25 protein-coding genes are annotated in these 21421 nt (G+C 59.0%); 7 read left to right on the forward strand and 18 right to left on the reverse strand.

Features of this window, described 5'->3' with window-relative positions:
- Positions 1-4: 4 nt before the first annotated feature.
- The 17 genes from E4P00_RS09995 to E4P00_RS10075 form a co-directional block, all read right to left on the reverse strand.
- Positions 5-217, reverse strand: coding sequence for a tail protein X (locus tag E4P00_RS09995; RefSeq protein ID WP_078820429.1), 213 nt, complete (start codon positions 215-217; stop codon positions 5-7).
- Positions 210-593, reverse strand: a complete 384-nt coding sequence (locus E4P00_RS10000) for a phage tail protein (RefSeq protein ID WP_078820428.1) — start codon at positions 591-593, stop codon at positions 210-212. The genes E4P00_RS09995 and E4P00_RS10000 overlap by 8 nt, the downstream gene beginning before the upstream one ends.
- The gene (locus E4P00_RS10005; RefSeq protein ID WP_216090820.1) at positions 593-2125 is read right to left on the reverse strand and encodes a tail tape measure protein; all 1533 of its coding nucleotides are present in this window, start codon (positions 2123-2125) and stop codon (positions 593-595) included. Before E4P00_RS10005 ends, E4P00_RS10000 begins: the two co-directional genes overlap by 1 nt.
- Before the next feature lie 127 nt (positions 2126-2252).
- Complete coding sequence (locus E4P00_RS10010; protein WP_216090819.1) at positions 2253-2825, reverse strand: phage tail assembly protein; 573 nt, start codon at positions 2823-2825, stop codon at positions 2253-2255.
- 180 nt (positions 2826-3005) lie between these two features.
- Positions 3006-3512 carry a phage major tail tube protein gene (locus E4P00_RS10015; protein WP_005785401.1) on the reverse strand — a complete coding sequence of 169 codons (507 nt, stop codon included), beginning with the start codon at positions 3510-3512 and terminating at the stop codon, positions 3006-3008.
- Positions 3512-4678 (reverse strand): phage tail protein, encoded by a 1167-nt coding sequence (locus E4P00_RS10020; protein ID WP_078820425.1) that lies wholly within the window; start codon positions 4676-4678, stop codon positions 3512-3514. The genes E4P00_RS10015 and E4P00_RS10020 overlap by 1 nt, the downstream gene beginning before the upstream one ends.
- Before the next feature lie 2 nt (positions 4679-4680).
- Positions 4681-4854 carry a hypothetical protein gene (locus E4P00_RS10025; protein WP_164484409.1) on the reverse strand — a complete coding sequence of 58 codons (174 nt, stop codon included), beginning with the start codon at positions 4852-4854 and terminating at the stop codon, positions 4681-4683.
- 86 nt (positions 4855-4940) lie between these two features.
- Complete coding sequence (locus tag E4P00_RS10030) at positions 4941-5243, reverse strand: hypothetical protein (RefSeq protein ID WP_248131320.1); 303 nt, start codon at positions 5241-5243, stop codon at positions 4941-4943.
- A gap of 2 nt (positions 5244-5245) precedes the next feature.
- Positions 5246-6028 (reverse strand): phage tail protein, encoded by a 783-nt coding sequence (locus E4P00_RS10035; protein ID WP_248131322.1) that lies wholly within the window; start codon positions 6026-6028, stop codon positions 5246-5248.
- Positions 6029-6075: 47 nt separating this feature from the next.
- Positions 6076-6606 (reverse strand): phage tail protein, encoded by a 531-nt coding sequence (locus tag E4P00_RS10040; RefSeq protein WP_248131324.1) that lies wholly within the window; start codon positions 6604-6606, stop codon positions 6076-6078.
- A complete protein-coding gene (locus E4P00_RS10045) occupies positions 6603-7241 on the reverse strand; it encodes a phage tail protein I (protein WP_248131326.1) in 639 nt (212 codons plus the stop codon). Before E4P00_RS10045 ends, E4P00_RS10040 begins: the two co-directional genes overlap by 4 nt.
- The gene (locus E4P00_RS10050; protein ID WP_248131329.1) at positions 7238-8233 is read right to left on the reverse strand and encodes a baseplate J/gp47 family protein; all 996 of its coding nucleotides are present in this window, start codon (positions 8231-8233) and stop codon (positions 7238-7240) included. Before E4P00_RS10050 ends, E4P00_RS10045 begins: the two co-directional genes overlap by 4 nt.
- The gene (locus tag E4P00_RS10055; protein WP_148852484.1) at positions 8230-8562 is read right to left on the reverse strand and encodes a phage baseplate protein; all 333 of its coding nucleotides are present in this window, start codon (positions 8560-8562) and stop codon (positions 8230-8232) included. The genes E4P00_RS10050 and E4P00_RS10055 overlap by 4 nt, the downstream gene beginning before the upstream one ends.
- A gap of 9 nt (positions 8563-8571) precedes the next feature.
- Positions 8572-9183, reverse strand: coding sequence for a phage baseplate assembly protein V (locus E4P00_RS10060; protein WP_216090816.1), 612 nt, complete (start codon positions 9181-9183; stop codon positions 8572-8574).
- A gap of 3 nt (positions 9184-9186) precedes the next feature.
- A complete protein-coding gene (locus E4P00_RS10065; RefSeq protein ID WP_005785385.1) occupies positions 9187-9702 on the reverse strand; it encodes a hypothetical protein in 516 nt (171 codons plus the stop codon).
- Positions 9703-9725: 23 nt separating this feature from the next.
- Positions 9726-10064, reverse strand: coding sequence for a phage holin family protein (locus E4P00_RS10070; RefSeq protein ID WP_005785384.1), 339 nt, complete (start codon positions 10062-10064; stop codon positions 9726-9728).
- Between the two features lie 592 nt (positions 10065-10656).
- Positions 10657-11400, reverse strand: a complete 744-nt coding sequence (locus tag E4P00_RS10075; protein ID WP_177327421.1) for an XRE family transcriptional regulator — start codon at positions 11398-11400, stop codon at positions 10657-10659.
- 233 nt (positions 11401-11633) lie between these two features.
- Here E4P00_RS10075 and E4P00_RS10080 point away from each other — a divergent pair, with 233 nt between their 5' ends.
- From E4P00_RS10080 to fdxA, 4 genes are all read left to right on the forward strand, one after another.
- On the forward strand, positions 11634-12122 hold the full coding sequence (locus E4P00_RS10080) for a type II toxin-antitoxin system antitoxin SocA domain-containing protein (RefSeq protein WP_032877518.1): 489 nt from the start codon (positions 11634-11636) through the stop codon (positions 12120-12122).
- Positions 12115-12486: a hypothetical protein gene (locus tag E4P00_RS10085; RefSeq protein ID WP_032877520.1), complete on the forward strand. Its 372-nt coding sequence runs from the start codon at positions 12115-12117 to the stop codon at positions 12484-12486. The genes E4P00_RS10080 and E4P00_RS10085 overlap by 8 nt, the downstream gene beginning before the upstream one ends.
- Before the next feature lie 281 nt (positions 12487-12767).
- Positions 12768-15359 (forward strand): DNA mismatch repair protein MutS, encoded by a 2592-nt coding sequence (mutS, locus tag E4P00_RS10090; protein WP_032877521.1) that lies wholly within the window; start codon positions 12768-12770, stop codon positions 15357-15359.
- A 142-nt stretch (positions 15360-15501) separates the two neighbouring features.
- Positions 15502-15825, forward strand: a complete 324-nt coding sequence (fdxA, locus tag E4P00_RS10095; protein WP_003208688.1) for a ferredoxin FdxA — start codon at positions 15502-15504, stop codon at positions 15823-15825.
- 462 nt (positions 15826-16287) lie between these two features.
- Here fdxA and apbC read toward each other — a convergent pair whose 3' ends face one another.
- Positions 16288-17382, reverse strand: coding sequence for an iron-sulfur cluster carrier protein ApbC (gene apbC / locus E4P00_RS10100; protein WP_032877523.1), 1095 nt, complete (start codon positions 17380-17382; stop codon positions 16288-16290).
- Positions 17383-17554: 172 nt separating this feature from the next.
- On the opposite strand from apbC, the gene metG reads away from it, so the two are divergent.
- The 3 genes from metG (at position 17555) to nth (ending at position 21359) form a co-directional block, all read left to right on the forward strand.
- Entirely contained in the window at positions 17555-19606 is a 2052-nt protein-coding gene (gene metG, locus E4P00_RS10105) for a methionine--tRNA ligase (RefSeq protein WP_078820415.1), read from the forward strand.
- Between the two features lie 87 nt (positions 19607-19693).
- Positions 19694-20662, forward strand: a complete 969-nt coding sequence (gene rsxB / locus E4P00_RS10110; RefSeq protein ID WP_248131331.1) for an electron transport complex subunit RsxB — start codon at positions 19694-19696, stop codon at positions 20660-20662.
- A 58-nt stretch (positions 20663-20720) separates the two neighbouring features.
- On the forward strand, positions 20721-21359 hold the full coding sequence (nth, locus tag E4P00_RS10115; protein ID WP_032877527.1) for an endonuclease III: 639 nt from the start codon (positions 20721-20723) through the stop codon (positions 21357-21359).
- Positions 21360-21421: the final 62 nt, after the last annotated feature.

A 21421-nucleotide genomic window follows, 5' to 3' on the forward strand; every position in this document is an offset into this window, starting at 1 on the left:
CTCCTCAATCCCAGGCCAGAACGGGCCGTACAGCAGCCGGCCGGGCTTGCATCTCAGGCACGACCACCCATACGCCTGCCGGCAGTACAGGGCCGTATTCAGCCAGTTCAGGGTTCAAGCGCCAGAGGGTTTCTTCCGCCGCGTCATCGCAACGCTTCAGCTCACGGTAGAGCAGCAGGTTGACCGAATCACCGGCAATACTTCGCACTCTACGCATTGACGAACTCCTCCAGCTCAAGGGTCCAGGTCATGACCATGGCAGTGCCGTCATCGATCACATTGCTTTGGGCTTCCACCACCGAATTGATCCGCCACAGGCCCCAGTTACGGCCGATACCGTCGACCAGCGGCAACGGCGCCCGCGCATTTTGCAGAGCGCGCAATTCGTCCAGGCGCTGCATGCCAACGGCGTACATGGCCGTGCCGCTGAAGGTGAGTTTTTCCAGCTTCTGGCCGTTCTGCCGCGACTGGGGTTTGCTGGCAATAATCGCCAGGTCACTCCAGCCGCCGTCGCTGTTGCGGGCCAGTGTGGAATAGGCGAACCCTCGGGATAAGCCAAAAATAAAGTCGCCCAGCACCATTTGTTGTCGCATCAATCACCTCCTGAAGGATCGGCCAGTGCCGCGTTGCGCCGGATGCCCAGGGAATCGGTGACCATCGGCACGCATTGAAATTGCAGGGCCTGGATCACCTGGTTGACGACCTGCTGGGCATCGGCGGGGTTGACGCCGGTGATCTGGATACTCGGTGCAAGCGTGACCTGGACGTTGTCGGTGCGGGCGCTGTTGAGTTCCTTGCTCAGCGCGTTGGGCGCGGGCAGGCGATCACTTGCGCTGAACAGTTTGTCACCGAGCCAACTGCCTGCTTCGCTGCCCAGCAAGCCACCGATGACGCCACCGACTGCGGTGCCAATGCCAGGGAAAACCAGAGTGCCGAGCGCGGCGCCGGCGGATGCTCCCGCCCAGGCGCCGCCAGCGGTGCTAAGGCCAGCACCGACGGCCTTGGCGTCGCCATTGCGTACGCCCTGGATCACATCCACGGCGGTGTCGACATACTTCAGCGGGCCAAGGCGGCGTACGGCGGACGATTCAAGCTTTGCGAGCGTCCCCGACAGTCCAGGGGCCAAACCCTTGGGCCCACCCTGTGCTGCGACTCGGTCTGCCGAAGCGGCTGCGTAAGAGGTCAATGAGTTGCCGGAAATACTGCGTGTAGTCTCGCTCACCCGTTTGCTGTCGAACGCTAGCTGCGGCTGGCCCATGATATTGACTGGCGGCGCAGCAGGGGCTGGCGTGACAGTAGGCTGCGATTTGAGATCGGTCCGCCCTCTGACCTCTGGGATTTTGACCTCGCGCGATTTTATTTGACGGGCCTTGTTACGCTTGCCGCGCGGCCTCCTGGGATTATCTTTGGGGCGTGCCTTCTCTTCTTTCCTGGCGGTCTCACCGACACTCTCTGGCAACTGTGCGGCAGCGCTATCAAGCGGGCCGCGAATCTGCACAGGCACTGCTCCGGTGCAGCAACAGTCCTTGCCTTTTTCAGCGCCCTTGCCGTTATCGTCCTTGAGCCACTTGGCACCCTTCGGATACCTGGCAGCCACCGCATCAATCGCCTTGCCTGAAAGACGGTCTTTGGCTTTATCCCACAAACCGGTGAACACTTCCTTGCCGACGAACTTGACGGCATCCGTGGCCAGTTCAACACTTTTTTCCCCCCAGGACGGGGTAGCAGACGCAGGCTTGTCCTGCTTGCTTTCTGCGACTCCCGCGCGGACCTCTGCCGTCTTGGTTGACAGCGAATTGGCGCTAATGAACAGCGTGCTGGTGAGCGTTTCCAGTGTTTCGCGCAACCGAATTTGCTCTTGGGCCAGAGCGTTGATGTCCACACTGACGGTGATCAGCGCCGAGGTCAGCTCCGGCAGCGGTTGCGGTTGCGGTTGCGGTTGCGGTTGCGGCTGCGGCTGCGGCTGCGGCAACAATAACGGCGCCGACTGTGGTACCGATTCAAGGCTGACAGGCGCGGCGAGGTCTGCGGAAAACGGCGCCAGCACATTGCCCAGGTCCGCATCGCCAAGCAGCCAACGCTTGTCCTCCTGGACGAGCCTGGTCCCAAATTGAGTTTCTTGCATCCCGCTTACTCCTGTTTAACGCCAAGGCGAGTGATCGCTATGTCGTAGCGGCGCAATGCTTTTCCGGCGTCCCAGTCGAGGATCTCCGCCTCATTGACCGAGTAGATCAGCGGCACCACATCGAGGATTACTTCGATGTCGCGCTGCGAAAGAAGTCCGCCGGTTGATTTAAAAAATCGTCGATACGCTCCTGCAGTTCCGTCCAGTCGGGCACGGTCAAGCCGGCCAGGTCAGGGATCATCAGGCCGGTGCAATGGGCGGTGATGAACTCGGCGCGCTCTTTGTTGGTGGCGAGTTTTTTCATCACCTTGGTGGCACGCAGGGCAGGCATTTCCAGCGACAGTTCGGTCAGGGTTCGGCCGGCTGCGTCCAGGGGCAATAGCAACTGGACGGGTTGGTCGTGGGGTGTCGCTTCATCCGCATTCAGGAAGAACGACGTCGGGCGCGTCGACATCTCGTGTACGTACTGGGCAATGCTCACGTAGTCAGGGCGCTTGAGCTGGTCGAGCTCTTTTTCCGACAGGCCGGTGGCGAGTTTCGCCAGTTCGAAAAACTGATCGTCCTCGTCATCACCGGCCCGGGCCAGCGCGTCTTTTTGCGCGGCGTAGAACAACGGTTTGAGCTGAACCTGCTGGATCGTCGCGCCGGTGTCGGCGGTGATCGGAGCCAGCAGGATGTGCAACGGTGGCATCCAGGCCATGGGGCAATTCCTTGTAGAACGGTATTGAAAAGCACGGGAATCCCAATCTGAGCGCGGTCTCTGTGGGAGCTGGCTTGCCTGCGATAGCATCAACTCGGTGCTCCAGACGCACCGAGTCGCCTGCATCGCGGGCAAGCCCGGCTCCCACATTGACCGTGCCCGCTTCGATTGCAGTTATCCTTACGGCATCAGCACGGCGCGGCGCGCATCGCCCAGAATGTCGACGCCGTTGAGCACGAACTTCTGGGTGCGCACGTCGATGTCGATCACCGAAACGCCATTTTCCAGACGGTTGTAGGTACGGCAGGACAGTTCCAGCGTGGTGGTAGCCTTGTCGCCCATTTTCAGCTTCGCCTCCTCCAGGGATTTGAGCTTGCCGCCGACGGTGTGGTAGGTGAAGTAGGTCTTCCCGTCCTGGTCCTGGCCGGCTTCACGCACGTTCAGCAGGATGTCGTCGCCCATGCGCACGCCCAGGGCCAGCATGATTTCCGGACCGGCACCTTGCAGCACCAGCTTGGCATTGAGCACCTTGCCGCTCTTGGCCATTTCCTCGGCGATAAAGCGACCTCCGGACATGGGCTCCATGTCGAACTCGATCTTCGGCGGGGTGAACTCTTCCACGGTTGCGGACAACGGCAGGCCTTGAAGGGTGGCCGCAATGGCCTGTCTGACTCGGTTGGTAAACATTAGAGAACGTCCTCCAGGAACTGCTCGATGATTTCATCGCGGGCGTTGAGTTGATAAACCATGTGTTCGTTCGGCGCGTAGCGGCCGTAGTCGATAACGATGAACCAGGTGCCGTTCTTGTACTTCTCGACGCTGTTCAATTCCGGGTGCAGGTATACGCTGCCGCCAGGGATGGTCTCGTCGGCCACCAGGGTTTGCAGCCAGTCGTTGATGCGCTTGACCTCCTGGTCCATGAAGGACTTGGTGAGGTTCTTGGCCATGGCTTTCTGGCCGGCCTTGACCAGCTTGCGGCTGATAGCATCTTCCAGGCCGACGTAGCTGATGAACTTGCCGGTGATGGAGCGGTTACCCAGCAGCGAGAAACCGCCGAGGATGGTGCGGGCGTAGTAGCTCACGCCGTAGCGGTTGAGCAGGTCCCCTTCGGTGGAGGTATCGAGGATGTTGTACTCGACCACGCGGGAAACGTCTTCGGCGAAGGTCACCTGGTTGCCTGGGCTTTCCCACTGCTTGACCTTGGCCAGCGCGGCGATGGCCAACGAGGATGGCGACAGGAACACGTTTTTCTTCGCGACCTTGGAGTACACCGACGGCATGTTGTGCACCAGCAGGCAACGGTCGAAACCGAGGTCAGCCCCGCCCAGCTCGCCACTGTAGGTCACTTGGTCGGCGACCGAAGCGTCTTTGCCATCCAGTACCACACGGGCCTTGATGCGCTTGCCGAAGGAGGCAAACTCACCGGCCACGGCCTTGGTGCCGGTAAAGCCTGGAGCGCCGATGATGGTCAGGTCTTCAGGCACGCTGCTCAGGGCCGCTAGGCCCAGCTTGCGGCCGGTGACCGGGTCGTTGCCGCCGATCACATTGTTGATCGTATCGGCCGGGGTGGCGCCTTCTTCGACGATGACCACATAGACCGGCACCTTGACCACTTTGAGGATCTGGTACACCGCCTGGAACAAGGTGCCCGACTCGGTGCCGGTGGGGTCCAGCAGCGCCTGGGTGGTGAAGCTGTTGATGCGAAACGGCGCGTTTTTGGGAATCGAAGCATGGGCATTCGGCGCAGTGCCGACCAGGCCGATCACGTTATCGCCAAGGCCACCCATGGCCTCGGGGGATTCAGTGGCATTCACAGTGATGCCGTTGTGCTCGAAGTTCAAAACCTCAGCCATGATTATTCAGCCTTCTTGGGGGTGGAGTTGAGGACGCTGGTCAGTTCCAGGCGGCCAGCGGTGCGCAGGGCGGATGCTTCGACGTCCAGCAGTTCCAGCTCCTCGCCGGCGGTAGACCAATGGCCGTTACCGATGGGGAATGGGATGAGGACGGTGTAGGTTTGGCGATCAGACATATGTGGAATTCTCCGGGTGTAGAACGGCAAAGCCCCTGCGATGAGGGGCTTTGGGGAGGCGAAAAAAACCGCTTTCGCGGTGGGTATCAGGTGCGGTCAGGCAGGGGGTAGAGCGCCTTGATTTCGGCGACTTTGTCACGCCAGGCCTTTTCTTTTTCTGGAGTGTCGTCGTATTGCCATTCCAGAAACAAAGGATCAGCTTCAGTTACGTACAACGTACGACGCGCAGAGATAACACTTTCCAACTTGGCACTGTTTTCCGCCTGCATGACGAGTTCATCTGCGCGAACCTCGTCAAACCCCAATGCCATCAGCGTTGGGCGGTCCGCAGGAACATTGATCAGCGTCTCACCCGAGGGCAGCAGTAGTTTTTTGATATATCCAACCATCTTCACACCCCTTTTGCTGTGTAGCGCAGATCGTTATCCAACGTGTAAGCCAATCGGCTTTCCGGATAAATTTCTCCAAGTTCGGTGGCGGTTATCGCAAACGGTTTCACCTTCCAGGAAATTTCATATTCAGGGGTCACTGCTTGACTCAATTCCACTTCAGCATCTGAGCGACTGTACTTCACAGGCTCCTCAAAGCTCTTGGTGACGATATACGTCAGCCCGCCACGCAAATAGCAGCCAGATTCCTGCGGGGACGAGACCAATGTGCCTGGTGTCTGGTTTAGCCAAATGGGCTTCAAGCCAGTGACCGGACGGACGTACGACCACATCCCGAATTGAGCACGACGGACGGTTTCTCGGTAGGTTTGAGAGATGCGCTTGATAGTCAAAAAATTAGCATCCCCATTCCATGGGATCCCACAACCCTCCATTTGCAGATTTAGACCGGCGACATGTGGCTCGAAATTGTTGTTGAATGGATTGAGGCCTGCGTCCAAGCCATAGTTTCTGGAAATTATGATTTCCGACATACCTCTCTCGTTACCTGGCATACGCCACCAGACCGGATAAAAAATATTAGTAGACAGTCCTGTAAGATCAATTGTTTGTGTATAAGAAGCACGACCATTAATATCCTTAGCCTGCACACTATTACGCCAAGCAGTAAACTGACTCGAAGCGACCTCTACCCGAGCATCAATCTTCCCAATTTGGTTGGTAACCGTCTCCGTCAGTTTATTACATGCATCCACAACTTTCGTGATAGTCGTTTCAAGTCCCATCATCAACTCCCTGTCAATTAATCTTTCCAGCACTTTTGTCAGTGCAATTACTTCGTTTCGAGATGCATGACCCGAAACATCAGATCAAGGTGGCGGGACATATTGCCAACCGAAGCCGCCGCCATGATCGCGATTTCTTCAGCCAACAATACGTTCAGGTTTTCACTCCCCACCACAATCGTCACGCTATCCGCCGGCAACGGCGAAACATCCAACGTAAACTTCTGCAGCACCCGAGCCGCCGCTGCTTTATATGTCAGCAACTTCCCCGCCACGGAATACACCGCCAGCAAAGTCCCGCTTGCGAGGTAAAAACCGAACTCGCCAATCTCATACTCGCCGTCGCCATCAAACAGCGCGGCCATCCTGAGTTGGCGCTCGCCCAGGTCCTCGTAATCGACGATGGCCACCCGTTGGCGCTCGTCACGCAAGGCCACTTCCGTGCCGTCGGGGTTGTAGCGGCTGGTGCCGGCGCCGATGTGGGTGATTTCGCCTTTGAGGCCCTGGTTCTTTGCCTGCAGCACTTCATCCAAACCTTTGGAAGTGAAGCGCACCAGGCGCGTGATTTCATCTGTCATGGCTGCGCCCTGAGGTCGTAGTCGTTAATGGTGTAGTGCTGGGCAACCCCGGCACTGTTAAGCCGAGCAACCAGCGCCAATTCCGGCAACGCGCCGTTTAGATAAAACTCGCCGTCGCTTAAAGGGGCGTCGAGCACTTGCGTGAATGCAAGCTGACCTTCGGTTTCATGCACGATGGTGATCGTCGCCTGATCGCGCTCACTCTTGGCCGCATTGATACGCCGGATCAGCCGGTTGTGATCGCCGCTGGACCAACTGCGCCCGATGATCGCCTGTACGTCGAAGGTGTAAGGCACACCCAAGGGGCGCTGCTGATACCAGGCGCTGATGTTGGGAGTGAAGCCCAATGACTCCACCGCATGACTCAGCGCCTTGGGCGTACCGGCCTGGCGCTGGATTTGCCAGGACAAGGCCACGGTCAGGCGCTTTTCCGCCTCGCTGGCCTCGGCATCCCATTCGCTGACGCCGCGGTCGGCGGCCAGGTACGGGAGGAATTCGCTGGGGGTTTGAAGTGGGTTCATCAGCGCTGGAAACGGCGGCGTGACGCGCTCAAGCAATGTGCCGAAGCCCAGGTCCAGGGCCCTTTCCAGCGGTGAACTGTTGGCCGGCAACAGACTCGCGTTGGGTTCACTCATAGCGTGCGCACCTCCACCTCGACACCCGTGCAATACGGGGCCTGGAACGCGGTGCTGACAATCGGCGCCAGCGGTTCCAGGATCTGCAGTTGCGCAGCTCCGGCACTGTGGATGGCGTAGTCGATCCAGCTGGGGTCGACCCGCCCTTCCAGCCGATGGCAGGACTCTGCGTAGTCTTGCAGCAGTTTCTGCGCCGCCACTTGGGTCAGCCCCGAGTCCGGGCCGGCGTTGATCTTGGCCACCACGCGAATTTTGTAGGGTTGAATCTGTGCACCTTGGACGCTGACAAGATCGGTCTCCGGCCTTACATCCGGCCGTGCGAAATGTCGACGTACACCGTCAAGCAAGTCCGCGGACGGCGTGCCGTCGCCCTCGCGGGAAAGCACAGTGACCATGACTTCACCCGGTGCGGTGCGTCGGGCGTTGCCGTCCTTGACCTGGGCTGCATAGCCATCCGGATCGAAGGTGTAGATGACGCTCACCACTCCCGGCGTCGCGCTTTGCACTTTCACCGCCGGGCGCTCGCCAAGGGTGAACACTTCGCGGCGATACTGCATCCGCGAGCCGGCCGCCGGAGCATGGGGCGCCAGGTAGTAACGCAGGCGAGCGTCGTCGTCGCTTTCCAGGGTGGGCGGCACGGGAGGGAAAGCCGCCGGGTCGCCAGGGTCGAGCACTTGGCGTTCCAGGCCCATGTCGGCCAGGCGCGCATCCAGGTTGCTGCCGGTAGCCCACCACGCCAGCATCTGCTTGATACGGGCGTTGTATTTGCGCTCGTGGGTTTGCAGGCGCACGCAAAACGCTTCCAGGGCCAGGGTCAGCAGTTCGCTTTCGTTGTCGAGGCTGGCCTTGAGTTTGACCGCACTTTGCGGCGCGCGGGTGGCGACGTAGTCGATGACAAACGTCTTGAACTCGGCCAGCAACGGTTCGAACTCATCCACCTTGATGATGGTCGGTTCCGCCAGTTGGTTCTGGCCGGGGATCAACATGCTCATGTCACGACCTCGAAGGTTTGTTGGCGGTTTTTCCAGGTACCGGCAAACCGCAGCAGCAGGCCGGCGCCTTGGCGAGTGGCGACGATGACCTGGGGGTCAAAATCGCTGATGCCGTTATGGGTGTTGTAGAACGCCTGGGCGGCATGGCTCTGGGCGAGAATCAGCAGGTCGTCGCCGAGGTTTTGCCCGAGCAACTGCGGGATCAGCGAGCCATACAACGGACGCTTTTGCCGGGTGCCCACGGGGGTGGTCAGCGCTCGGGTGGCGCGCTGCACAAATTGCAGCCAGTCATCGACGGCTGCGCCGGTGTTCCTCTCGATTCCGAGCATGGGATGTCCTTATCGCGGGCTGATGACGCGTCCTTGATGGTCCACTACCGGGCCGCTGAAGTGAGCTCCGCCAGCATCCAGCAACAGGCTGGTGCCGCCGATTTGCAAAGTGATGCTCTGGGCATTCATGGTCAGGCTGGCAGCGCCGACTTTAATGTCGACCTGTTCACGGGAGCCGCTGACGATGGTTGGGCCGTTGACCCAGTTGAAGGTATGGCTGGCGTCGTCGTAGTCGCTTTGGGTGCCGTCTTGATGGCGACGCCTGGTCAGCGTCGCGACGCTGGAGACCGGCGGAAAGCGATCACTGTTGAGGCCGAACAGCGCCACTGACTGCACGCCGCCCTCCCCGCCACCGTAGTTAAGCAACAGGCATTGCTCGCCCACCGTGGGGATGCGGGTTTCCGTTTGCGCACCGGCGCTGGGGTTGAAAAAGCGGATCGCCGGGGTCAGCAAATCACCGTGGCTGACCTTGCAAGTGTTGCTAGCCGCATCGACCTGCTGGCAAATGCCAATCCGGCAGAAGCTTTCAGCGCGGCGGTAAAGGTCTTCGAGTTGGGTCTCCATCTCTGCCAAGCGTTCGACGATCGGTCCCAATTGCATGCGTAACAGCGCGTCGAACATGGCCTACTCCGCCAGTGGTTTGTATTGGGCCGGGTCGTCGATGTTGGAGACATCCCAGGTGCAGGCAAACAGCGGCTGACCTGTAGGATCTTCAAGTAACGGCGGCCCCAGATAGAGGGTTTGAGTGAAGGAAACCGTCCAGGTGTCGTAGTCCGCATCAAGGGTGCTGCGCACAGCCGGAGCGGCGACGATATTTGCGGGCAAATCGCACTGTGCCTGGGGCAGGTCCCAACGGTTATCCAGCACAAGGTCCATGAGTTGGCTGGCCAGGTCGCAGGCATCGAACGGCAATGCCCCGGGGGCGACCATGGCCCTGAGTGAAATGCTCAGCACGTGAGCCTTGCGCCCTTCGCGAGAGCGAATGCCCGGGCCATTGCCTTCGACTGTGACCTGCACACCGGTTTTTTCAGTGTCGTCCTGGAAGTCCTGATGACTGCCGACCTTGAGGTCCGGGAAAGCTGCATGCAGCGCAGCGCCCACGGCCTGGGGCAGTTGGGATGGCTTTTCGATAAGCGTCATTTTATGTAGCGTCCTTGCAACGATTACTGCGGGTCCTGGCGGGAGCCTTGGTTGATCCCGATGCGCTTGGCCGCCCACCGCTCATAAAGGCCGATAGCCACGTCGGCACCGGCCATGGCGGTCAGGCAACCAATGGCGCCGGCGGTCCAGATCGACATCCCGGCGGCGTAGCACAGCATCAGGGCCGACACCCCGCAGACCATGCACGCCCCGGAACGCAGGGCCAATCGGCGGATCAGCGACCAGCCACGTGCGCCTTCTTTATCGGCGCGCCACATTTCTCCTGACACCCCGCCGATCACGGCCAATACGATGACCAGCCAGATAGGCATTTCCGCTAACGCTTGCTGTTCATTTGTCATGTCACGCCTCCTGGCTGAGCATTTAATAATCCATATTTCATTTACAGATGCTTCGATAGGTAGGCATTCCAAAAAGCCCGGTTGCCCGGGCTTTTCAGTAATGCTGTCCTCGGACTTTCGGCGCTACTGGCGCGGTACGGTCCTTTCCTCGATGTTTTTCCGACCACGATCCCTGTCTGCCGGATAACTGCTTCTGGTGCTTTACGCTGCACACCCGGGTCAGTTGCCAACCCTCTGAACCGTTAAGGCCGGTTCATCGCTGCCTGTTTTGTTGAAGCGTTGAAACTAAAGAGCGTCGGCATCCTTGCCGGTGTTGCCTGGCATCCCTGCCATCGCTTCGATGGCGTCCTTGCCGATGTTGCGTGCCTTCCTTGTCTTCCTTGGCAGCATCCTTGCCGCCTCCACCAGGCCTTGTTGGCTGGCTTGAGATGGAGAATATGCATGTATGCATATACAGTCAATGCACAAATGCATTTATTTTTGTCGTGGAAATGCATGGATGCATTGGAAGCCTTACGGGCTTGGGCTTGGCCGGTTTTCTAGAGGCGAAAAAAAACCCGCACATGGGCGGGCTTCTTCTTACGCGTGGAGGTTAGCGGGCGTACATGCCCCACCAGAAAACATGACCGAGGATGCTGATCTGCTCGTCCTGGATATCCTGGAAGCTGTAGTCCTCATCCGGATGCTCATCACGGTTGAAGCTGCGCAGGCGAATCCCCGAAGGCAGGCGGTAGAGCTGTTTAACCCGCAGCTGGCCGTTGTGATTGATGGCATACAGATCACCATCGACGATATCGCCAATGCCGCTTTTACCGGCGTTCACGCCAACCGTGGCGCCGTCGCGCAGTACCGGCAACATGCTGTTGCCGCGTACCGTCACGCACTTGGCCTGGTCGAACTGCACGCCGTTATGCCGCAGACTGCGCTTGCCGAACCGCAGGCTGGCCTTCTCGCTTTCCTCGATGACGAATCTTCCTGATCCAGCAGCCAATTCAACCTCGCGCAGAAAGGGGATCGACACCTCGTCATCATTGACGGGGGTGTCGTCGTCCCACAGGCTTATGTCCTTGAGTTCCGAATGCATCGGGTCGCGCCCGTCATCGCGCAAGGCTCCCACCGCAGCGCGCCCGCGCAGTTGGTCGGTGCTCACGCGAAAATACTCGGCGATACGGGAGATGTGTTTATCCGACGGATCAACGATCTTGCCGCTGAGGATCCGGGACAGTGTGGATTGAGGCACGCCGGTGCGCCGATGAAGCTCCGTGGGGGAGATCCGGTCGCGATCCAGCAGCTCTCTTAAGACGATAGAAACATTGCGTTTTTGCATAACGCGGATAGTGACGGGAGTTTTTAAGGTTGGCAAATGCTAATTTGCATATTTATGCATTAAACATCCAATTGTGTTTAGCCTGAAACAAAATACTGTATATCCAGACAGTTAAATACTTACTATTATTCCGAGCGCCTGAGGTAAGACGCGGCAAATGAACAGCCTCCCTTGCTTATCGACAATTCAGGGGCTATGTATAAAACTCGTCAATCACCTAGCCAGCAACGACGGAGGTGCTCATGGCTTATTCAGCGCTAGCTGTCGCTAACGCCTTCATTGAACGCGCGAAGGAAGGCAAGGTTTCGGGCCTGACCCCGATGAAGCTGCAGAAACTGCTGTTCTATACACAGTCCTGGCATTTGCGCGAGCGAGACCAGCCCCTGATGGATGACCACTTCGCCCGCTGGCAATATGGCCCGGTCATTCCGTCGCTTTACCATGAGCTGAAATCCTACGGTAATCGCCCGGTGACCTCACTGCTCAGCAACCTGAAGCCCGACGCCGAAGACATTGTCTTCGTTACACCGAGGGTTCCGGAGAGCGATACCTATACCCATCGTTTGATTGACCGGATCATTAACAAATACGGCAAATGGTCCGGCACCCAACTGTCCAACCTGTCCCACGAGGACGGCACAGCCTGGGCCCTCAAGGGCGCCGACGGCTCCGCCATAGACTGGGAAGACATGGCAGCACTCATTCACCCAAAGAGCCGTATCCGTGAGTGAAGAACTCGACAACCTGGAACTCACCCTGCCCCCCGTGGCAGGGCCTGACCAGGACTCCCAGGCCGGTGGCGAGCAAGCCATAGGCACCGACGATGAAAGAAGCCAGAACCTCAAAGACCAGAAAGCCGAGCGGCAACTGCGCAAGAAGTATGCGGGGCGTGCGTTTTGGTTTGCTGCCTGCGGCGTGATCTTCTGGGCGGTCCTGCTGGTGTGGAATGGCTGGTCGACGTATTACTCGGGTAAAGCGCCGTTCTCGGACAATGTATTGATTGCCATCACTACGGCGACTTCAATCAACTTGTTTGCGGCGTTTCTTGGGGTGATCAGAGGGTTGTTTCCGGCCAGTGGGCGTAGGTCCAAATAGTTTGGTCGTATTCACGATCTGCATCCTGCATTGAGATATGAAAAGTCAGCTCATCATCTTCCAGGCACTGACCGGATTGTTTAACGCTGCTGCAATGCCTGATTAAACCGCTAACCTGTGGCGAGGGAGCTTCTTGAGGCGACGCCGCTTTCGCGTTTTACCTGGCCGTTTGCGACCTGCGAAGGGCCGACCTCGCGTGTTAACCTTGCCTCCATCGCAAAAAATGCTGGGCCAAGCGCCCCCTTTGCCCCATCACTTTCAACGAATTTGCCTACTACCCAATGAGTAAAAACACTTCAGACCTGTCCTCCCACACCCCGATGATGCAGCAGTACTGGCGCCTGAAAAACCAGCACCCTGATCAGTTGATGTTCTATCGCATGGGCGACTTCTACGAGATCTTCTACGAAGACGCGAAGAAGGCCGCCAAGCTGCTGGACATTACCCTGACCGCGCGCGGGCAGTCGGCGGGGCAGTCGATTCCGATGTGTGGCATTCCTTATCACTCGTTGGAAGGCTACCTGGTCAAGCTGGTGAAGCTGGGCGAATCGGTGGTGATCTGTGAGCAGATCGGCGACCCGGCTACCAGTAAAGGGCCGGTGGAACGTCAAGTGGTGCGCATTATTACGCCGGGTACGGTGAGTGATGAAGCGTTGCTGGATGAGCGTCGCGATAACCTGATCGCTGCGGTGTTGGGCGATGAGCGTCTGTTCGGCCTGTCGGTGCTGGATATCACCAGCGGCAACTTCAGCGTGCTGGAGATCAAGGGCTGGGAGAACCTGCTGGCGGAGCTGGAGCGTATCAACCCGGTGGAGTTGTTGATCCCGGATGATTGGCCCAAGGACTTGCCGGCGGAGAAACGTCGTGGGACCAAGCGTCGTGCACCGTGGGATTTCGAGCGTGATTCGGCGCTGAAAAGTCTGTGCCAGCAGTTTTCGGTGCAAGACCTTAAAGGTTTTGGCTGTGAAACGCTGACCCTGGCCATCGGCGCTGCTGGCTGCCTGCTCAGCTACGCGAAGGAAACCCAGCGCACCGCCCTGCCCCACTTGCGCAGCCTGCGTCATGAACGCCTGGACGATACCGTGGTGCTCGATGGCGCCAGCCGTCGCAACCTGGAATTGGATACCAACCTGGCCGGCGGGCGCGATAACACCCTGCAATCGGTGGTCGACCGCTGCCAGACCGCGATGGGCAGTCGCTTGCTGACCCGTTGGCTGAACCGTCCGCTGCGGGACTTGACCGTGCTGCAAGCGCGTCAAACCTCTATTACCTGCCTGCTCGATGGCTATCGCTTTGAAAAGCTGCAGCCGCAACTCAAAGAAATCGGTGATATCGAGCGTATCCTGGCGCGGATCGGCCTGCGCAATGCACGACCCCGCGACCTGGCGCGCCTTCGTGATGCCTTGAGCGCCCTGCCGCAGTTGCAACTGGCAATGACTGAGTTGGATACGCCTCACTTGCAACAGCTGGCGGTGACTGCCGGCACTTACCCGGACCTCGCGGCGCTGCTGGAAAAAGCCATCATCGACAACCCGCCCGCGATCATCCGTGATGGCGGCGTGTTGAAAACCGGCTACGACAGCGAGCTGGATGAGCTGCAGTCCCTGAGCGAAAACGCCGGCCAGTTCCTGATCGACCTGGAAGCCCGCGAAAAAGCCCGCACCGGTCTGGCTAACCTGAAGGTGGGCTACAACCGCGTGCATGGCTACTTTATTGAGTTGCCGAGCAAGCAAGCGGAGTCGGCGCCTATCGATTATCAACGCCGCCAGACGCTCAAGGGTGCCGAGCGTTTTATCACCCCAGAGCTCAAGGAGTTCGAAGACAAGGCGCTGTCAGCCAAAAGCCGCGCCCTGGCCCGGGAAAAGATGCTTTACGAAGCCTTGCTCGAGGATTTGATCAGCCGTTTGGCGCCATTGCAGGACACTGCGGCCGCCCTGGCGGAGCTGGATGTACTGAGCAACCTCGCCGAACGAGCGCTGAACCTTGACCTGAACTGCCCACGGTTTGTCAGCGAGCCATGCATGCGCATTGTGCAAGGTCGCCACCCGGTGGTGGAGCAGGTATTGACCACGCCGTTCGTCGCCAACGACCTGTCGCTGGACGACGATACCCGCATGTTGGTGATCACCGGTCCGAACATGGGTGGTAAATCCACCTATATGCGCCAGACCGCGTTGATCGTGTTGTTGGCCCATATCGGCAGCTTTGTGCCGGCGGCCAGTTGCGAGCTGTCCCTGGTGGACCGCATCTTCACGCGGATCGGCTCCAGTGATGACCTTGCGGGTGGCCGTTCGACCTTTATGGTGGAAATGAGCGAGACCGCCAACATCCTGCACAACGCTACCGAGCGCAGTCTGGTGCTGATGGACGAAGTGGGTCGCGGCACCAGCACCTTCGACGGCCTGTCCCTGGCTTGGGCGGCGGCCGAACGCCTGGCGCATTTGCGCGCTTATACACTGTTTGCCACGCACTACTTCGAACTCACGGTGTTGCCGGAAAGCGAGCCACTGGTGGCCAACGTGCATCTCAATGCCACCGAGCACAATGAGCGCATCGTGTTCCTGCACCATGTGCTGCCAGGGCCGGCGAGCCAGAGCTATGGCTTGGCCGTAGCACAGTTGGCCGGCGTGCCGAATGACGTGATTACTCGCGCCCGCGAACACCTCAGCCGCCTGGAAACCACAGCCCTGCCCCATGAAACCGTGGTCGCCAGCCCTGCCAAGGCCAGCAAGAAACCCGCCGCGCCGCACCAGAGCGATATGTTCGCCAGCCTGCCCCATCCGGTGCTGGATGAGTTGGCAAAGCTTGATCTGGATGACTTGACGCCGCGTAAAGCGCTCGAAATGTTATATGCACTGAAGACTCGGATATAACGCAGACGCTTGCAAGCTGATAGAATCTCGCGCGGTTTGGGATGCTGCGGGCTTTTAGCCTGGTCCGCAGACTATCGCTCTCAAACCTCGCGAACCCCACCACAAGGGGTTTCGCTGCCGCCGCCTGAGGAGAAAATTAGAAATGACCTTCGTCGTCACCGACAACTGCATCAAGTGCAAGTACACCGACTGCGTAGAAGTGTGTCCGGTGGACTGCTTCTACGAAGGCCCGAACTTCCTGGTTATTCACCCGGATGAGTGCATCGACTGCGCCCTGTGTGAACCAGAATGCCCGGCCGTCGCGATTTTCTCCGAGGACGAAGTGCCTGCGGAGATGCAGGAGTTTATTCAGCTGAACGTCGAGTTGGCGGAAATCTGGCCGAATATCACCGAGCGCAAAGACCCGATGCCCGATGCAGCGGAGTGGGATGGCAAAAAAGGTAAGATTGCAGACCTCGAACGCTGATAGCGTCGCCGCCCCCAAAAGGCCCCTTGCGGGCCTTTTTGCGTTTCTGATGGGAGCGTTTTTACTTTTCTACAGGCGAAAAAAGGGGCGGTATGACCCGCCCACATTTTTTCCCTAGTCCCTGTATTCCTTTTCATCATCCTGATGAATCGCATCCTGCGACGTTCCTTCAAACCATCGTTCCTTGATGGCTGTGTCAATCCGTGGACACAGGGCTGATGTTAGAGGGTTCGAAGATAAGTTCAACGCGACCCGGTTCGATCGACTGGCACGCTCTGACACCTAAACACAGATAAATAAGTCTTGTTTTTCAATGAGATGAAAAAAGTCTCAAAAAAATCGAGACGTCCATGCATGATAAAAAAACCGATCGCTTACGCAAAGGTAAGCAAATGCTTACACGCACAATTGCGGAAAAGGGCAATAAGCCTCATTGCCCCCACCGCTTACTGTTGAAAGGCATCAGTCGTCACTGACAGTAATGGTCGGCATCGCCGGCGCAGCAGCTTCCTGCAAGACAATTCTCGCGCCGACATGCCGGGCCAGTTCCTGGTAGATCATCGCGACCTGCCCGTCCGGTTCGGACGCCACGGTTGGTTTGCCACCATCTGCCTGTTCACGAATGCCCATCGCCAGCGGCAACGAAGCGAGCAGCTCGACACCGTATTGGGTCGCGAGCTTTTCGCCCCCACCTTCACCGAACAGATGCTCGGCATGACCGCAGTTGGAGCAGATGTGCACCGCCATGTTTTCCACGACGCCGAGCACAGGGATATTGACTTTGCGGAACATCTCGACGCCTTTCCTGGCGTCCAGCAGCGCGAGGTCCTGAGGCGTGGTGACGATCACCGCACCGGCCACCGGCACTTTTTGCGCCAGGGTCAGCTGGATGTCGCCGGTGCCTGGCGGCATGTCGATCACCAGGTAATCGAGGTCGCCCCAGGCGGTCTGTGTGACCAATTGCAGCAACGCCCCGGAAACCATCGGCCCGCGCCAGACCATCGGCGTGTTGTCATCGGTAAGAAAGGCCATGGACATCACTTCCACACCGAGCGACTCGATGGGTACAAACCATTTCTGATCCTTGACCTTCGGCCGCGTGCCTTCGGCGATGCCGAACATCACGCCTTGGCTTGGGCCGTAGATATCGGCGTCGAGAATCCCCACCCGCGCGCCTTCGCGGGCCAGGGCCAGGGCCAGGTTGGCCGCGGTGGTGGATTTGCCCACGCCACCCTTGCCGGAGGCCACCGCCACCACGTTCTTGACGTTGGCCAGGCCCGGGATCTGCGCCTGGGCCTTGTGCGGGGCGATCACGCATTGGATATCGACCTTGGCCGAACCCACGCCGTCGATGCCCTCAATGGCCATTTGGAGCATCTGCGCCCAGCCGCGTTTGAACAAGCCTGCGGCATAGCCCAGTTGCATCTGTACCGACACCTGGTCGCCCTGGACCTCGATGCTGCGCACACAACCGGCACTGACCGGGTCCTGGTTCAAATAAGGATCGGTGTACTGGCGAAGAACGGCTTCCACCGCTGCGCGATTGACGGCGCTCATGGGCTACTCCCGAAAAAAGACTGACTGAAACAGGCGGCTATCCTAACCGTTCCGGCGGTTGAACGGCACGCTTTCGAGGTTCCGGAAGATTCTGAAACAGCGTCACGGGGTGAAATAAATTTCCCGGCGCTTTATAGTGGCCGACCTCCGTTTCATCAAGTAGCCGAGCCCCATGTCCGAGCCACGCAAGATCCTCGTCACCAGCGCCCTGCCCTATGCCAATGGTTCCATCCATCTTGGCCATATGCTTGAGTACATCCAGACCGATATGTGGGTGCGCTTCCAGAAGCATCGCGGCAATCAATGCATTTATGTCTGCGCGGACGACGCCCACGGTTCGGCCATCATGTTGCGCGCCGAAAAGGAAGGTATCACCCCGGAACAACTGATCGCCAACGTGCAGGCTGAACACAGCGCCGACTTTGCCGAGTTCCTGGTGGACTTCGACAACTTCCATTCGACCCACTCCGACGAAAACCGCGAGTTGTCGAGCCAGATCTACCTGCGGTTGAAGGAAGCCGGGCACATCGACCAACGTTCGGTGACCCAGTATTTCGACCCGGAAAAGAAGATGTTCCTGGCCGACCGCTTCATCAAGGGCACCTGCCCCAAATGCGGCACCGAAGACCAGTACGGCGACAACTGCGAAAAATGCGGCGCGACCTACGCACCGACCGACCTGAAGGATCCCAAGTCGGCGATCTCCGGTGCCACTCCGGTGCTCAAGGACTCGCAGCACTTCTTCTTCAAGCTCCCGGATTTCCAGCAAATGCTGCAAACCTGGACGCGCAGCGGTACCTTGCAGGACGCCGTGGCCAACAAACTCTCCGAATGGCTCGACAGTGGCCTGCAGCAGTGGGACATCTCCCGCGACGCGCCATACTTCGGCTTCGAGATCCCGGGCGAGCCGGGCAAGTACTTCTATGTATGGCTGGACGCGCCGATCGGCTACATGGCCAGCTTCAAGAACCTGTGCGACCGCACCCCGGAGCTGGACTTCGACGCGTTCTGGGGCAAGGACTCCACTGCCGAGCTGTACCACTTCATCGGCAAGGACATCGTCAACTTCCACGCGCTGTTCTGGCCGGCGATGCTTGAAGGCTCGGGCTACCGCAAGCCGACCGGCATTGCCGTGCACGGCTACCTGACGGTGAACGGGCAGAAAATGTCCAAGTCCCGTGGCACCTTTATCAAGGCGCGCACCTACCTGGACCACCTGTCGCCTGAATACCTGCGCTACTACTACGCATCCAAGCTGGGCCGGGGTGTCGACGACCTGGACCTGAACCTGGAAGACTTCGTACAGAAGGTCAACTCGGATCTGGTGGGTAAAGTCGTCAACATCGCCAGCCGTTGCGCCGGTTTTATCCACAAGGGCAACGCCGGTGTACTGGTAGCCGAGAACGCCGCACCGGAACTGACCGACGCCTTCCTGGCCGCCGCACCAAGCATCGCCGACGCCTATGAGGCCCGCGACTTCGCCCGCGCCATGCGCGAAATCATGGGCCTGGCCGACCGTGCCAACGCCTGGATCGCCGACAAGGCCCCGTGGTCGCTGAACAAGCAGGAAGGCAAGGAAGCTGAGGTTCAGGCTATCTGCGCCACCGGCGTCAATCTGTTCCGCCAGTTGGTGATCTTCCTCAAGCCGGTGCTGCCATTGCTGGCCGCCGATGCCGAGGCGTTCCTGAATGTGGCGCCGCTGACCTGGAACGATCACGCCACCTTGCTCGGTAATCATCAGTTGAACGCGTTCAAGCCCTTGATGACCCGCATTGACCCGGTGAAAGTCCAGGCCATGACCGATGCTTCGAAGGAAGACCTGGTCGCCAGCCAGACCGATACCGGCCAATCTGCGCCTGCGGGCAATGGCGAACTGGCCAAGGACCCGATTTCTCCGGAAATCGATTTCGACGCCTTTGCCGCCGTGGACCTGCGCGTAGCACTGATTATCAAGGCCGAAGCCGTGGAGGGCGCCGACAAGTTGCTGCGCCTGACATTGGATATCGGTGACGAACAGCGCAACGTGTTCTCCGGGATCAAGAGCGCTTACCCGGACCCGTCCAAGCTCGATGGGCGCCTGACCATGATGATCGCCAACCTCAAGCCACGGAAAATGAAGTTTGGCATTTCCGAAGGCATGGTGATGGCGGCGGGCCCTGGCGGCGAAGAAATCTACCTGCTGAGCCCCGACAGCGGCGCCAAGCCGGGCCAACGCATCAAGTAATCCCTGCAAAATGCCCCGCTATTGCCACGGCGGGGCTTTTCAGCTTGCCCACCTCCCTGGGCCGGGCGTCAACGCTATGATCACAGCATGAACCTCATTCAACGTATCGACGCGCTGCTGCCGCAGACTCAATGCGGCAAGTGCGGGCACCCGGGTTGCAAGCCTTATGCAGAAGGCATCGCCAGGGGCGAGGCCATCAACAAGTGCCCGCCCGGTGGGCAGGAAACTATCGCCGGGCTTGCGCAACTGCTGCACCTGCCAGTGCTGGACCTGGACACCAGCCGCGGGGAAGCGCCCGCGCAGATTGCCTATATCCGTGAGGCCGAATGCATCGGTTGTACCAAATGCATCCAGGCTTGCCCGGTGGACGCCATTGTGGGCGCCGCCAAGCTGATGCACACCGTGATTACCGACGAGTGCACCGGTTGCGACCTCTGTGTCGCCCCCTGCCCCGTCGACTGTATCGAGATGCGTGCGCTCGCTGACGTACTGCCTATCGTGGGCGGCTTGGCAGGCACCGATGACGAGCGGCGTGAACGCGACCTCAAACGTGATCGGGCGCGACGGCGTTTCGAACAACGCAACGCCCGCCTGCAACGTGAGGAAGCCTGCAAGCTCGCCGAGCGCCTGACACGGGCCAAAAGCGCAGCTGCGGTGGAAACGACACAGGTCAATAATCATCAGGCCGCTCAGGACGCCGCGATCAAGCAGGCCAAAATCAGCGTCACCATGAGTCGCGCTCAATTGCACAAATCGTTGAAGGCGTTTGGGCATCCCCCGACCTTTGAGCAACAGTCGCAATTGATTATGCTGCAACGGCAGTTCGAGGCTTGCGAACAGGCGCTTGCCGCGCTGGAGGCCAACAGTGCGCCGCCGACAACGCCCCCCAAGAGCGTTGACCTCAAGCGTGCAAAGATCCAACTGGCCATGCGCCGAGCCGAGTTGAAAAAGGCCCAGGCCGAGCAGGCTGGCGAGCAGCAACTGGCAGCCTTGAGCGCTGCGTTGAACGCCGCCGAGCAGACGCTGCAGGATGCCGAGGCCAACACCGACGCCTGAACCTGCGCTTTGCATTGCTAACATCACGTCGACCGTCAGCAAGGAAACGTCCGCCCCTATGAATGCCGCAAAACGCCTGGAAATCTTCCGCAGGTTTCATGAAGACAATCCGGAACCGAAAACCGAACTGGCCTACTCCTCCCCTTTCGAATTACTGATTGCGGTGATCCTGTCAGCCCAATCCACGGACGTCGGTGTCAACAAGGCCACGGCGAAGCTGTATCCCGTGGCCAATACCCCGGCCGCGATTTACGCCCTGGGTGTGGAAGGTTTGTCCGAGTACATCAAGACCATCGGCCTGTATAACAGCAAGGCCAAGAATGTGATCGAAACGTGCCGCCTGCTGGTAGAGCTGCATGGTGGTGAAGTCCCGAAAACGCGCGAAGCCCTGGAAGCCTTGCCAGGGGTGGGCCGCAAAACGGCCAACGTGGTACTCAATACCGCATTCCGGCAGTTGACCATGGCTGTGGATACGCACATCTTCCGGGTCAGTAACCGAACCGGCATTGCGCGGGGCAAAAATGTGGTCGAGGTGGAAAAGCAACTGATGAAGTTCGTGCCCAAGCCGTATTTGCTCGACTCCCATCATTGGCTGATCCTGCATGGGCGCTACGTTTGCCAGGCTCGCAAGCCCCGCTGCGGCAGCTGTCGCATCGAAGATCTGTGTGAATACAAGGACAAGACGTCCGACGATTGAGCGACCATTGATTTTTTTGATCAGTCGATTGAAAAAATCTTTTTTACCCGTTCGCAGATTAT

The organism is Pseudomonas sp. B329 (genome assembly GCF_023127835.1).
In the GTDB taxonomy this organism is placed as follows: domain Bacteria; phylum Pseudomonadota; class Gammaproteobacteria; order Pseudomonadales; family Pseudomonadaceae; genus Aquipseudomonas; species Aquipseudomonas synxantha_A.